Origin of the sequence: Maritalea mobilis, from assembly GCF_004363175.1 — a bacterium.
Taxonomy (GTDB): Bacteria; Pseudomonadota; Alphaproteobacteria; order Rhizobiales; family Devosiaceae; genus Maritalea; species Maritalea mobilis.
Genome location: NZ_SNYR01000002.1, coordinates 22,300 through 35,247 on the forward strand (window position 1 = coordinate 22,300; position 12,948 = coordinate 35,247).

At 50.6% G+C, this 12,948-nt stretch carries 21 protein-coding genes; 1 reads left to right on the forward strand and 20 read right to left on the reverse strand.

Annotated elements, in window-relative coordinates:
• Positions 1-8 precede the first annotated feature (8 nt).
• From ATL17_RS07775 to ATL17_RS07835, 14 genes are all read right to left on the reverse strand, one after another.
• Entirely contained in the window at positions 9-890 is an 882-nt protein-coding gene (locus tag ATL17_RS07775; protein WP_133572247.1) for an exonuclease domain-containing protein, read from the reverse strand.
• 365 nt (positions 891-1,255) lie between these two features.
• Positions 1,256-1,600: a hypothetical protein gene (locus ATL17_RS07780; protein ID WP_133572248.1), complete on the reverse strand. Its 345-nt coding sequence runs from the start codon at positions 1,598-1,600 to the stop codon at positions 1,256-1,258.
• 7 nt (positions 1,601-1,607) lie between these two features.
• Positions 1,608-2,024, reverse strand: a complete 417-nt coding sequence (locus ATL17_RS07785) for a phage tail tube protein (protein WP_133572249.1) — start codon at positions 2,022-2,024, stop codon at positions 1,608-1,610.
• A gap of 50 nt (positions 2,025-2,074) precedes the next feature.
• The gene (gene gp17 / locus ATL17_RS07790) at positions 2,075-2,467 is read right to left on the reverse strand and encodes a tail completion protein gp17 (RefSeq protein WP_133572250.1); all 393 of its coding nucleotides are present in this window, start codon (positions 2,465-2,467) and stop codon (positions 2,075-2,077) included.
• Entirely contained in the window at positions 2,457-2,897 is a 441-nt protein-coding gene (locus ATL17_RS07795) for an HK97-gp10 family putative phage morphogenesis protein (protein ID WP_133572251.1), read from the reverse strand. Before ATL17_RS07795 ends, gp17 begins: the two co-directional genes overlap by 11 nt.
• Positions 2,897-3,238 carry a phage head closure protein gene (locus tag ATL17_RS07800; RefSeq protein ID WP_133572252.1) on the reverse strand — a complete coding sequence of 114 codons (342 nt, stop codon included), beginning with the start codon at positions 3,236-3,238 and terminating at the stop codon, positions 2,897-2,899. The genes ATL17_RS07795 and ATL17_RS07800 overlap by 1 nt, the downstream gene beginning before the upstream one ends.
• Positions 3,235-3,393 (reverse strand): hypothetical protein, encoded by a 159-nt coding sequence (locus ATL17_RS16890; protein ID WP_166638946.1) that lies wholly within the window; start codon positions 3,391-3,393, stop codon positions 3,235-3,237. Before ATL17_RS16890 ends, ATL17_RS07800 begins: the two co-directional genes overlap by 4 nt.
• 10 nt (positions 3,394-3,403) lie before the next feature.
• The gene (locus ATL17_RS07805; RefSeq protein ID WP_133572253.1) at positions 3,404-3,991 is read right to left on the reverse strand and encodes a head-tail connector protein; all 588 of its coding nucleotides are present in this window, start codon (positions 3,989-3,991) and stop codon (positions 3,404-3,406) included.
• Position 3,992: 1 nt separating this feature from the next.
• Positions 3,993-4,379 (reverse strand): hypothetical protein, encoded by a 387-nt coding sequence (locus tag ATL17_RS07810; RefSeq protein WP_133572254.1) that lies wholly within the window; start codon positions 4,377-4,379, stop codon positions 3,993-3,995.
• A gap of 56 nt (positions 4,380-4,435) precedes the next feature.
• Positions 4,436-5,719, reverse strand: coding sequence for a phage major capsid protein (locus ATL17_RS07815; protein WP_133572255.1), 1,284 nt, complete (start codon positions 5,717-5,719; stop codon positions 4,436-4,438).
• A 10-nt stretch (positions 5,720-5,729) separates the two neighbouring features.
• Positions 5,730-6,572 carry a head maturation protease, ClpP-related gene (locus ATL17_RS07820; RefSeq protein WP_133572256.1) on the reverse strand — a complete coding sequence of 281 codons (843 nt, stop codon included), beginning with the start codon at positions 6,570-6,572 and terminating at the stop codon, positions 5,730-5,732.
• Complete coding sequence (locus ATL17_RS07825) at positions 6,544-7,779, reverse strand: phage portal protein (protein WP_133572257.1); 1,236 nt, start codon at positions 7,777-7,779, stop codon at positions 6,544-6,546. The genes ATL17_RS07820 and ATL17_RS07825 overlap by 29 nt, the downstream gene beginning before the upstream one ends.
• A gap of 10 nt (positions 7,780-7,789) precedes the next feature.
• Positions 7,790-9,283 (reverse strand): terminase large subunit, encoded by a 1,494-nt coding sequence (locus tag ATL17_RS07830; RefSeq protein WP_281275886.1) that lies wholly within the window; start codon positions 9,281-9,283, stop codon positions 7,790-7,792.
• Positions 9,284-9,306: 23 nt separating this feature from the next.
• Positions 9,307-9,777 carry a P27 family phage terminase small subunit gene (locus tag ATL17_RS07835; RefSeq protein ID WP_133572259.1) on the reverse strand — a complete coding sequence of 157 codons (471 nt, stop codon included), beginning with the start codon at positions 9,775-9,777 and terminating at the stop codon, positions 9,307-9,309.
• Between the two features lie 155 nt (positions 9,778-9,932).
• Here ATL17_RS07835 and ATL17_RS16895 point away from each other — a divergent pair, with 155 nt between their 5' ends.
• The gene (locus ATL17_RS16895; protein WP_166638940.1) at positions 9,933-10,235 is read left to right on the forward strand and encodes a hypothetical protein; all 303 of its coding nucleotides are present in this window, start codon (positions 9,933-9,935) and stop codon (positions 10,233-10,235) included.
• Here ATL17_RS16895 and ATL17_RS07840 read toward each other — a convergent pair.
• The 6 genes from ATL17_RS07840 to ATL17_RS07860 all read right to left on the reverse strand — a co-directional run bounded on the left by ATL17_RS07840 (position 10,129) and on the right by ATL17_RS07860 (position 12,945).
• Positions 10,129-10,347, reverse strand: a complete 219-nt coding sequence (locus ATL17_RS07840) for an HNH endonuclease (RefSeq protein WP_133573132.1) — start codon at positions 10,345-10,347, stop codon at positions 10,129-10,131. The two genes, ATL17_RS16895 and ATL17_RS07840, sit on opposite strands and share 107 nt — an antisense overlap.
• 72 nt (positions 10,348-10,419) lie before the next feature.
• A complete protein-coding gene (locus ATL17_RS16900) occupies positions 10,420-10,593 on the reverse strand; it encodes a hypothetical protein (RefSeq protein WP_166638948.1) in 174 nt (57 codons plus the stop codon).
• A 534-nt stretch (positions 10,594-11,127) separates the two neighbouring features.
• Positions 11,128-11,769, reverse strand: coding sequence for a transcription termination/antitermination protein NusG (gene nusG / locus ATL17_RS07845; protein ID WP_133572260.1), 642 nt, complete (start codon positions 11,767-11,769; stop codon positions 11,128-11,130).
• Positions 11,770-11,839: 70 nt separating this feature from the next.
• Positions 11,840-12,166 carry a hypothetical protein gene (locus ATL17_RS07850; protein WP_133572261.1) on the reverse strand — a complete coding sequence of 109 codons (327 nt, stop codon included), beginning with the start codon at positions 12,164-12,166 and terminating at the stop codon, positions 11,840-11,842.
• A 30-nt stretch (positions 12,167-12,196) separates the two neighbouring features.
• Positions 12,197-12,595, reverse strand: a complete 399-nt coding sequence (locus tag ATL17_RS07855; RefSeq protein ID WP_133572262.1) for a hypothetical protein — start codon at positions 12,593-12,595, stop codon at positions 12,197-12,199.
• 38 nt (positions 12,596-12,633) lie between these two features.
• Complete coding sequence (locus ATL17_RS07860; RefSeq protein WP_133572263.1) at positions 12,634-12,945, reverse strand: hypothetical protein; 312 nt, start codon at positions 12,943-12,945, stop codon at positions 12,634-12,636.
• Positions 12,946-12,948: the final 3 nt, after the last annotated feature.

Here is a 12,948-nt window from a genome sequence, read left to right on the forward strand (position 1 = left end):
CAAAAAAGCTAGTGACGTTTCAGTCGGCCAACTAAAGTCTTGAGGTCAACAATTTCAATTGACTGGCCTCGCTCTGCATATTCCAAAGCCTTCTTGACCTTGCCAGTCGGAGTGTCTTCGAGACCACCGACCACCAGTAAGCTCGTCTTCTTCGTGACATTGGGGTGCACTGCCGCTCCAAGCTCATTCAGCAACTTTGACACGTTAGCTTTATCGCTCGGAAAGTCGCCACTCAGCACACAGACATGACCAGATAAAGGTCCATCCTTCTTACCTTCGAGTTTTTCTGCACGTGGCGGATAGGAAATAGAGATTTTTTTCAGCGACATTTCGCCAAGTTCTCGTGCCCCCAAATTTGATTTTTTTGCAGCCATGCATAAAATTTCCCCGGCAGCAATAGCATCTTCCAATGCGTCATGGTGCTGGAAAGTCATTCCAAACTCTTGCTTTAAGTTACCCAGCCCAAACCCCTTTTTTCGATATTCAGGCCACAAATGCCGGACAACACGGCTTGAGTCTATCCAATCACAAGCGAAGCCCACCTTGGCGGCATAGATTATCGCCTCTGAAATAGCTTCTTGATCAAACAACGTATGTGAAACCACCAAGCGGTTTTCCATGCGTCTTTTAATTTGTTTGTACACATGGCCGAAGCTCGGCGCGTTCCGCACAGCATCTGGCGTTATACTGTGAACACCTATATTTGCTTCATCAAATTCACATTGCGGGTTGACGAGTGTTACCCACTTATCGACAAGCTGCCAGTTGTCAAATTCAGCAATTCCGATCTGACAAATACTGCCTCGTTCCGAGTTGGCTGTTTCAACATCAACGGCGACAAAATGATCTGGTCCGCGTCTAATTTCCTTTTTGCCGAATCCGAAAATCATGCTTCCCCCAAAGTAAAAGCTCGATTTCAGAATCCTATTGGCTAAGAGTCAAGTTTCTTTGGTCAAATCATCACCGCCCAAGGCCGCGTTAAGCGCCCTGATGATAGATTCCATCTGTTCGGGGGTTTGAGGCTTTTTAGGCCCGGTATCTAGCAAGGCTTCCAATTTTGGAAACTTCTTAGGGTCCATGCGGGTCAATGCGGCAATATGCCAAACCGCCCAAGCTCTTTCATTGTGTTCATAGCGGCGCTTTTCATTTACCGCTTTGAAAAGGTTTGATATTTCGCGCGGGGTCAGTGACCAGAAAAGGGTTGGATCATAACCGCAGCTTACAAACTGTCGGTGAAGCCCTTCCCAATCCCATTTTACCCCGCGTTCGCTGGGGGGCTGTCGCTGTTCTCCTCACCATCAGGGAAAGCAGCAACAAACGCCGCGCCAAGTTTCTCGCCAACGGCCTGAAACCCGATCTCATCCATGATCTCGCCAACCTCATCAATTGGCAATGCTTTTGCACCGCCCAACGCCTCGTGCATTACCTTACGCAAAAATCCAAGGCGCAACTGGGATGGATCGTTCATCTTCTCGCCGATCTGGTTGATCCCCATATCAAGGACATCTTCCATTGAAACGATCTCATTGGCACCCATGTGCAAGACATAGGTCTTTCCCAACGCCTTGATTTCTACTTCACCGCGTTTCTTGTTCGCCATAAATCACCTATGCCAGTGTTGGTTTGCCAGAAACTTTGAAGGTGGCCGAAGCAGAAAGCTTGTCATCGTTTGGCACCGCTGGCGTGTACGCTGTGCAAATGGCCGCGAATGTAAATGTGATGCTATTGGGCAACGTGATTTGGAAGTTGCCCTTGCCGCCTGTCAAAGCTGCAATCAGCACATCAGATGCACTAGGCACATAGTTCAATTCAATCTGCACTTCTCCCGCGTCCATCAAGCCCGCAATATATTCACGGAACTGATCGTCGCTTTTCATGTGGGTTACGTCGATTGCATCGCGTGAATAGCCGGGTGGCGTGATATTGGTCACTTCTGCAACCGCCGTAAACGTTTCCGTAGGATCGCCGCCATCGCCAATAGCAAAGGTGGAGTTATAGCCGATAATAGCGCTGCTTGCTGCCATTGTCTCAGTCCTTCAATTTTGAAAAAGCGCTTGCCTATGGCGCGGTTAGGCTAGGCGTGCCACACCTGATAGTCAGATGAAACACGGTGGAATTTTTCCTCACCATTGCCCGGCTTGGAAAAGTCTTGACGTTCGCTTTCTTTGAAAACGCCTTGAAATGTGGTATCGCCAACGGTGCCTTTGTACCCGCTTAAAACGGCCTTGACGGCCTCAGAAACGGCGAGTGCATCTGTCAGCGTATTGCCCCAACAATCGATTTGAACAAGCGAGCTTTCCAAATCAACTGTGCCAGCAACGGTGTATTCCGAGATTTCAGAAATAAGGTGTAGCACAATCAATGGGCGCTGCTTGCCTTGCGCCGCTTCACTCCAATAGATGCGCGTACCGACCAAATCAGTGATCGAGCTTTGTGCGGCAAGCAACGAGCGTAAATCAGTTTGCATTTTTCAAAGCCTTTCGCCTTGCCCGCTGTACGGCCTTGCCAATGTTCTCTTGCAAATCGTCTGTGATCTTGCGCAAAACCTTTGTGCGCGTCCGTTCCCATGACTCACGCGCCGAAGGCTGTGGTGGATGATTAATATTGCCAAATTCCTGCTGAATGGCCGCTGGATCGTCTGAACCAACGAACATTTCAACATCATCCTGCTTGCGATGCTTGCGGCGCTGGCTTTTGTTCAGCTTTGTGCCGACTTCAATGCTCTCATAATAGTGGTTTTGATCACGCGGTACGTTGGATTTCCAATCATCGGCGAATACCTGACCGCCTGACTTCAAAGATTTGCGGGCTTGGTTCTTTGCCGTGGCCCGCGTCAATTCTTCCATGGCCTGTTCGAGTTCGCGCAGCCCTTCAATCGAAACAAACTCGTCTGCCATTAGTCTGCTGGCGCGGTGGCGGTAATCTCCAACCCTTCGCGCCGCCCCAACTCTTTCACACCGTAAATGTCGTAATAGGTGCCGCTATCAACTGGATATTCAATGCGGTCCTTGGCGTTTACATCAGCAACAGTGCTTGAATGCAAAATAGTAAACCGTGTTGAAATACTCGCATTGACCTGTTGCGCCTCGATCCGCTCACCGTCCGAAATAGGCGTTACGTTCGCCCACACAGTCGCCAGCGCGGACCAGTTTTTGACTTCTTCACCCAACCCGTTTTGTTCAGTGGTGTATCGCTGAATTTTTATGCGCCGATCACGCTTTCCGGCCAGCTTACTCATTCAGATTTAGCCTTTGGCATGCGCTTTGTTGGCGCTCGATCAGCTTGATTGCGTGCGATCAGCAATTCGCCAACCTCTTTTGTCACTTCAATCTTGTCGCCGGGGTTCTGTGTTTTCTTGCCAATATAGCGGTTTACGCGCAGAATAACTTGCATTTCATCCCCCTTAAACGCCTATCCGGCGATATGGTGCAATCAGCGCATCAAACGCCGCTGGCACCTCGTTTAAATTCAATTCTGAAACTGCTGCCCTGTGATCGTACCAATGCGACACAAGCAACAAACAAGCCCGCTTGAGCGCCAAAGGCACATCGCTGGCCGCCGCCCCATACCCGGCTACAAACTCAACCGTGATCGGCGCGGCCATGTCGCTATAAAGCGAAGGCTTGGTGAAGCTGTCTTTGAAATAAACAATGGAGCTTTTTTCATCGTCAATAATCTCGTGGAGACTACTTGAAACGGTCTGCTCTACATTGCTTTCATCAAAATATGTGATGGTGACGCTCGAAACGTCTGGAAAGGGCAGTCGCAAGCAGCGCCGCCCTCCCCAAGTGGTGAATTTTTGTTGCCAAGTCTGATTGACCATGCAACGGCCTAAAACGCCCGCATACCCGTCCATATGAGCGATTGCAGCGTCGATCAGGTCTCCAATCAAATCATCTTCATCAGAATGATCAACGCGGCTGTTGGCTTTCGCCTCAGCAACGCTCACCAGCTTTACGGCTGGCGCTGTGTCAAGAACGGGCTTCAGCATGTTAAGCCTGTGGGTTATCGTCGCCGTGACCTTTGACCACGGTAATGCCAGCAGCAATGGAAGTGCCGCTGTTTTTGGTCAAGACGTGGCGAATATAACGCTTTGAGCCGATATAGCCCTGATTATAAACGCTATTGGCTTCCAATGTGTCGGGCACGGTGCCTTGCAAGTCAGCAGCCGCAACATCGGAAAAGTCGCCGCTTGTGGTTGTGTCAGACTCTTGCAGCTTATAGCTGAAATCGCCTGAACCAGCGATTGCGCCTGTGGCGATTTCGACAACAGCGCTTTCAAAGCCCTGCAAGTCTATTGCGGAGCCTGTATCAGTGGCGGATTGCACCGCTGGTGCCAGCGATTGCACAAACGCCAATTTTGAGTGGAGGTCTTTCATGATCTCATCCTTTTAGAATTGAAAAAGGCGGCTCAAAAGAACCGCCCTCAAATGGGTTATGCTGCAACCTTCATCAGCTTGATTGCTTCAAAGTTCTGAATGCCGCCACCAACGCGCTTGGTTGTGTAGAAATGCACGTAAGGCTTGTTGGTAAATGGGTCGCGCAGAACGCGGGTGCCGAAGCGATCAATGATCAAATAGGCGCGATTGAAGTTTGCGAACGCAATCGGGAAAGCATTTGCAGAAACCGCATCCATATTGTCATCTGTGTTGACTGGCTTGCCCAAGAACGAAGGCACTTCGCCAACCGCTGTTGCTGGTGACCACAAATAGTTGTCATCGCCATCTTTGAACTTGCGAACTGACGCCATTGTGGCATCGCTCATCAACCAAGTTGCACCATTGCGGTACTGTTGCTTGAGTGAGTAATAAAGGTCGATCATCGCATCAGAGCCGTTGTTAGACGCATCAGTCAGATCACCCGCCACACCAGTTTTAACAAAACCAGTTTTGCCCCATGCATAAGAGGAATTTGCAACCTTGTCATAAGACAAAATACCACGCGGCTTGTTCACGCCATCGCCAGAAATAAAGGCCGCGCCTTCTTGTTCGGCGAACTCAGTAGAAACCTCATTGGCCAACCACTGCTCGATGTTCATGCGGGCATCGTCCAATGCCTTTTGAGTTGTGGCAGGGTTTGCATAAAGCTCTTGAGTGTTGAACACCAATTCGCGAAGTGTTGGCGTATCGGTCTCAGAGCGAGACTCACGCTCACCAACCCAACCAGAACTTGCGCCGCCTTGGCTTACAAGTTTCTTGTAGGTGTCAGTGCCAACGGGCAGAACCGTGGCCAAACCACGCATTGCGGAAACTGTGCCGACAACGCGGTCGATTGTGTTGGAAGTTTCTTCCGGCACAACAAAGCCGCCATCAGGGTCACTGTCTGTTGAAAGCGCAGCTTTAACCTGCAACTCTGCCAAATCAGACTCAACGCCATTACGGTCGCCTTTGCGGAACCATTTCTCAAACGCCTGGGCATGTTCTTTTGCAGCAGGGTTTTCATCAGAACCAGCACCACCAACGCGAAGCGCGGCCAAGGTCTCATTGATTTGGTCCAGCGTCTTTTGTTGGGCTGTGATTTCGGCATTGATCCGGTCAACCTTTTCAGATTGCACCACATCTTCTTGACCTTTTTTCAGGTCTGCCAATTGAGCATCGTGTTCAGCCTTAAATTCTTCAAATGTCTTTTGAAGGTTAGCCAAAACAGTTTTCGCATCGCCAGCATCTGCACGCACGGCGACAATCCCGCGAGCTTTGCGCGGGTTGATATGTTTGGTCATTGTTATCTCCTTATGACCGCATTTTTTCAATGAATTGCTGAATGTCAGCAACGATGTCGTCGTCAGCGTCTTGCGTGACGGTGGCAGCAGCGTCTTGCGTGCCGCCTTTCATTTCACCCATCAGCGAACGGCGCTGTGAGCGTGTGACCCCGGCCTTAGCCAAGAGCCTATCCACTTCACGAGTGGCATTTCGTGGACCAGCATTGCTTTGCGGCCCGTCATCTGTGATCGTATCAGCAGGTAAAAACCCGCTGGCCAAACCCAATTCAACAGCTTGCTCACCATTGAACCAAGTTTCATTATCCATCCATTCAGCAGCTTGTGATTTTTCAACACCCGCTTGCTTGGCATAAAGCCCGGCCATTGCATCATCGAACGGCTCAAGTACCTTTGCAGCCTCTTGCATGTCGTGGCGGTTGCCCATTGCAACCACCCATGCATTGTGGACCATAAGGAAACCAGCTTTGCCGATTTCAATTTCATCACCAGCCATGGCAATGACAGATGCAGCAGAAGCTGCGAGCCCCAAAACCCGCACATGCACTTTTTGACTGTGCTGGCGCAGCAAATTGTAGATCGCCACGCCTTCAAAGAAGTCGCCGCCCGGTGAGTTAATATCGACATAAACCTCTTGATCACCGATCCGGCGCAGCGCAGCCGATACCCGGCGCGATGTAATACCATCGCCAAACATATCTTCGCCGATCACATCAAGAATGTTAATTGTGTTGTCAGGCGATTGCTTGGCTTTAATTCCGGCGTGCCAACGTTCCACCGCTTCACTATCAGCCTCAAACGCAAAAGTGTCAGGCAGACGCGAAGCCTTAATCTCGGGTAGGCTCTTGATCGTCATTGCTTTCTCCTTGCCCACCTGCTGTGTTTGGTGGATCGTAATAAACATCACCGCCATCACGCGGGTTTTCATCTTCCAGCTTGCGGACTTCGTTCGGGCTTAGGACGCCCCATTGCAGCATGGACACATAAAAGCCTTGGCGGGTCTTAATGTCGCCGCGCACAAGTGCCTTGCGGTTGAACCGCGAATAAACGTTTTCCTCTGGGATCAGATCGCGATTGATCGTTTCTTCCCAAGTCGTGAGGTGATCTTCGAGCGTGTAGGTCACAAACCCGATAGATTGCTGCTCAATGCCAGATCCCCAGCTGGTGCTTTTCTCGGTGTCACCGATCATGTGAGGCGGCACGCCAAAGAACATGGCAATGTCAGTCCGTGAGAACTTGCGGCCCTCAATCCATTGCGCATCTTCAGCAGTCATCGAAAGCGGCTTGGATTCCATACCCTCTTCCAGAATCAGGGCTTTGCCCTCTTGATCCCCGCCTTGTCTGTAAGCGTCCAAGCTGGCGCGAAGGTTCTCTTGCCCCTCTTTGCCGAGTTTTTTGGGGTGCAACAGGACCATGCTAGGCCGCGCCGCATTTTTAAAGGTGTTAGAGCCGTGCTGTTCCTGCGCCATGCTCAAGCCTAGGCTTTCACGTGCATAGGTGATCACTGAAACACCGTTCACACCGTCCAGTGTGAGGCCCACAAGGTGCATTACTTCGTCTTGTGTGAGGCGTGTAACGCCACCATCGCGCCGGGTATATTCATACGACAAGCGCAAATTATCGAGTTGCGTGACCTTCATGCGGTCAGGATCGAGCGGGATAAGCCCCAAAACCTTGCTGCCAGACCGCGCGATCATCGCAAAGGCATTGCCACGAAGCAGCAAATGCGCTTGCATCATGCGGCGAAACTGTGAGGGTGTCTGCCAAGCGTTCGGCCTACGGCGCAACACCGTCCATAGTTGGTGATCAGTCCGATCGATCCGGGTTTCTGAATCCACCCGCTCTTTGATATGGAGCGGTAGGTTTGCCACGGCACCGGAAATCAATCGAACGCAAGCAAAAACTGTTGAAACCCGCATTGCGGTATTTGCATTTACGGGCATACCCGCCGCGCTGCCAACATTGGCGGCACGGATAGCCGCTTCCAAATCGTCGGAGGTCGTGATCTGTTGCCCGCCGTCCGCACCTTGGAACGCCGCCTTGATGGTATCAATTAGCTTCATTAAATGCCTCTCAGATCACCAAAGCGCCACGCGCCTCATAGATGCTTGGTCCATTTTCATCGAGCAGTTGCGCACGCTTGCCCGCCGCCATTGCCAGGACTTGCGCCCCGTCAATCCGCATCCGTGATTTGTCTTTATCGAATTTTCTGTTGCCCGCCGGGTCAGTCGAGACAACCGCGTTGGCAACGTTCCAGTTTAGAATTGGGTTGCTTGGGTGGCGCAGCTCATTGGCCAACACCAGATTTTCAAGCGCCTCAATCGCTGGTGACATATCTTTGAAGCCCTGCCCCCAAGGCATCAATTGAATGTCAGCATCATCAGCTTCACGCGCATCCAAATCTTGGCGCTCAAGCTCTTTTTTCAAATACTCAATGCGCCAACGGTCATAGACCAAGCCCAAAACGTTGTAGGTTGCCGCAAGTTCACCGATCTTGATTGCAATATCTTCTGAATCAATAATCCGGCCATGTGAGGCGTTCAGGTGGCCTTGATCCATCCAAGTGCGATATGGCACCCGGTCAGCTTTGCCATGCTCGTCGATCATATCGAGCGGCTTCCAGAACCACGGCTTAAACCGCGCCCCGTCCACGCTCATCATGCCCAAACATGCAAGGTCAGTTGTGCCAGCAAAGTCGAGCGCCAGAATTACTTCCTCGTTTTCCTCGAACTCAACTTCACCAATGCAGCCTTCCCAATCAGACTTTGAAAACAGTGTCGTCATGACCGAAACCCGCTGATTAAGATAAAGATTGCGGAACGTGTTCTCAAAAGACTTTAGCCGCTTGGCCCGATCAGCCATCGCCTGGAAATCATCCAAGCGCCGAAACGTGCCAAGCGCCGGGTTAGCCTTGCGCCACTCTTTCGGGTCGAAAATATCTTCACACTCATCCGGCACCGCATAGAGGTGACAAACAATCGTGTTGTCATTTGCGGCCAAGCCATCATCAATCAATTCACTCAACGGGTGAGCCGGATCGTTTGACTGTGTGGAAATCACAATACCAAGCGGTTCATGCCGTGCGCCCTGCGCCGTATCGAGAACGTCATACAGCTCACGATTTTTCGATTGCGCCAACTCGTCATAGATGAAAACGCTAGGGTTTAAGCCGTGCTTTGTTCCGGCCTCCGCGCTCAGTGCTTTGTAAAAACTCCCATTGCCCAGACAAGCGATTGTCTTTGTGCTGTCCACAATGCGAAGCATCGCGTTTAATTCAGGATCAGCCCGCACGATTTGGGCTGCAACCTTGAACACCTGCGCCGCCTGTTCGCGATCATTGGCCGCGCTGTAAATCTCTCCGTTCTGAATGGATTCAGGCCCGACCAGATGCACCAGCACCAGCGCCGCGATCAGCGCCGTTTTCCCGTTCTTACGCGCAATGGACAAAATCGCCCGGCGCACCAATCGATTATTTGTAACCCCGTGTTCCGCATAGGTTGCGAGAATGAACCGCTTTTGAAACCTATCAAGTTTAAACGGCTTGCCCGCGCCAGTGCCGCTTGGCACCGTGAGCAATTCTATGAAACGGATTACCCGTTGAGCCCGGTCAAATCTCCGAACTTGCTTTGCGGCTTTTCCTCGTCCAGAACGTTCAGCGCCATCCGCGCTTTTGGGTCCAGCCCCAACCTGTCGCCCCAACTTTGCATCAGTCGGCTCTGTTCGTTTAGAATCTTGAACCAAGGGCTAACCGTCTCCTGTCCAGTCGATCCCAAAGTCACGGCCTTGAACTCGTCTTTCTGCATTTCCTCAGTCGCGGCCTTGTGCCACGCCCAAGCAACGGAAAAAGCCGTGAGGGCAAAACTGTCCAATTTTGAATAAACTGCTGGCGGCATCGATTGCCGGATTAATTCAATGCAAGCCTTTGCGTCATCCTGAATGTGATCAGGTACGAACGGCTCACCTTTTGGCTTAGGCCCACTTGGCCGCGCCTTGCGCTTGCCCGGATCGCCCTTAAGCCGTTGAACTTCGGGCAACTCCGGTTTAGGTCCACGAAGTCCCATTTGATAACTTTCTGCTTGTTAAAAAAAGAACTCAAAACCTGCGGCGTCTTTTTTCTTGATACACCGCCGGTCTAGCTCCAAAACCCCTAATCTTTTGACCCTCCCCTACCCTGTGGGCGCGTGGTGGAGTGCTGGGCTGGGGTGACAGCCTATGAGTGTTTGTTGCTCTGTGTGGTGATTTCTGGCAAGTGCTGATGATAGTGATGCTGTGGATTGTAAGGCGCTCTGCCATCATGCCATTGACCGCTATGTCCATCATTAATCAATCGATGGCGAAAGATATGTTCATCCTTGCGAACCTGTTCTTCGTAAAGACTGCCAACCATCGTGATGTCAATCCAATTCATCATCTCACCTATTCGCTGGATGCATTGGGTCTATCGGCCAGCCATCTGCCCCGATCTCATTGTGATAACCGTTGCGCTCTATCTGCTGCTTGGTGCTGTTGTGGTGCGTAAAGCATAGAGGTTGCCAGTTATCGCGATCCCAGAATAATTCCATATCGCCCTTGTGTTCTTTGATGTGGTCAACGACTTGGGCTGCTGTGGTTCGGCCTTCTGCCAAACACATAACGCATAGAGGATTGTCAGATAGAAAGGCCTTGCTTTCCTTCTGCCATTGGTAGGTGTAAGGCCAAGCCAATTACTCCATCCCCAATTCAAACCGCTCAAGCTCGTCCTTAATTAACTCAAGTGCCTTGGTGCGGCCTACAATTGCAATCCGGTCAGATATGAAATCGCTTATGACAGCGCGTTCGCAAAATATGATTGCGTCTCGCTCATATGCGTCTTGTTCTGCTTGGAGGCTGTCTGTCATGCTGGCCTCCTTTATTGAGGCGGGGAATTGGTGGACGGCCATTTAGAATGTTTACCACCCCACCGCACCGTCCTTGCGGGTGTTCGCAATAAAAAACCCCCGCCGAAGCGAGGGCTATGTATTTACTGGCGGCAGAAACCAGTCCTGAATTGCGCTAAACAGTCCTGTTTCTACTTCCTTGCTGGCATAACGGCCTCGACCGTCACAGCCACCAACAAGGCTTAATTTATTTGCCGCATTTAGACAGTACGCCAGTAACTATGTGAAGGCAGTCGAACATCCATTCTCTTAGCTGACCGGGCAATTTATGGTCAGTACCTTCGAATAAACATTTGGGGCGAGAAGCCAAAATCACTTAAGGCTCAATCTGACCATATAGGCGCAGACTAGGAAACTCACCCCAAATCACTTTTGACCCTTTTAGGGGTCACTTTGCACACAATAACCCCATCAGCCATTTAGACCTTTGGAGTTACGCCCGTGTCTCGGCTCGATTGGCTGACTACGGATCGGCGCAAATCACTTAACAAATACTTACGCTATTTTAGCCAAATTTTCAATAGGAAATTCAACATCTAGATCGATATTCAGGAATTTTATGCGTGATTTTGCCAATTTACCGGAAATTTCTTCAACAACGATCTTATGACCATCAAATGGCCCGTCCAGCACTTCCACCTTGTCGCCTACCTTAAACTCGCGCCCTGTCCGCATATAACGTTCTGATCCGTCCGGCTGATAATCGTGATAGGTCTGCATATTTTCAACAATCCATCGCGGGTCGATCTGTGCTGGCACCCCATTGATACCAACAATGCTTTGAACCAATACAAAGCGGTATAGAGCGAACCAATCTGGCGTGGGCGTATCAAAGCCCAAATACAGATAGCGTGGAACCACTGGATAAGAGATTTTGCGCTTCTCTTTGGTGTACCGATTGACGCGCCGGAACTTGCGCAGTGTGGGCAGATAGACGTTATAGCCGCGCTGATTCAGTATGAGCCAAGCTGCAAACTCTTTTTGTGCTGGCGTACACACCGCAAACCAATGAAGGCTCTTGATCTCGTCATCATTCAGGTGGCGCGATATAAACCGCTTCTTTGCACCAATGGAACGAGGCCGCAGCCCGTTAGCTACTCGCTTCGCACGTGTAATCTCGACGTTGTGTCTTTTCATTTATCATACTTCCGACCCTCCCTATGGGTTGAAAGTTATGGCACATATACCCCTTTTATGTGCCGGGATTTTATCGGCTAACGCCGTCTATATAGTCGTGAAACCAGTCTCTTGCTCTTTCTTGTCTTTCTAAACGGCCGCCTCTCGTGATGGGCTTTCGCTCCAATGTTTTGAAGGTTACGCCCATCTCCTCTGCGCAATCTGCGCTTACATCTGAAAATGACACAGACGGGGCCTCTTGGCGGGGCGCGACTTCCTTTAGCCGCAGGTCTTTGATTGAGGCGATTGTGATCTCTTCAAAAAAATGAGGGTAAACGTTTCCATCAGCCTGATAATGCGCAATATACAAGGCCAGTCGCCCATCGAACGTTTCAAGTGGTTTCATTTCTTTTGGCATGTTCTGTCCTTTAATGTGCCAATTGGCATGTTAGGTGATTTGGGTGGTGGTGTCACTGCCTATGCCACTTGTCCAATCTTTTTTATAGTGCATTTGGCTTGGCCGCATGACTGGCAAGACGATCTGCAAGGATTCAGGTATTGGATCGTCAATGCTCAATCCATCGCCTTCTCTTTTGACTTGCCCCAGTTCACCGTAAAAGCTGTATTTACCGCCACCGTCCAAGCCCAATTGAACACTGCGTAACTTGTCGGTCCAATAAAATAGGATGGTTCCATCATCATATTCAGGGCGCGTGAATGGTGCGCTCTCAACGCCAAACTCTTGCAGTATTTTGCAAAACTTTATCGCATCGGCCAATGAGGCTTTATCAACTCTCTCCCATGTGTGCATCTCTTCGAGATAGCCAATGGTTGCTAACCAATCCATGCCGTTATTCATCCTCTATCCTTTCTGTGTGGGTGGGGTTAGAATGGCAAATCGTCGTCATCAGACTGATCGCCAAAGTCCGGCACTTTCGGGTCAAAGCGGCTATCACCGGGCCGACCGTCTGCGCGTTGGTTGCTTTGCTGGCCATCCTGTTGGCGTGGCGGCACCAGGATCATTGAACACTCAACTTTGCCATCATAAATCGTTGGTACTGGTATGGCTTCCAGCTTAAGCCGATAGCCGCCGTTTGGCATTGGAAATGCAACGCCGATCTTGGTATAATTGTTTTTTTGATTGCCCTCGCGGTCGGTATAGCCTCGCACCATCAGCGCATCTAATCGTTCTGTCATCGT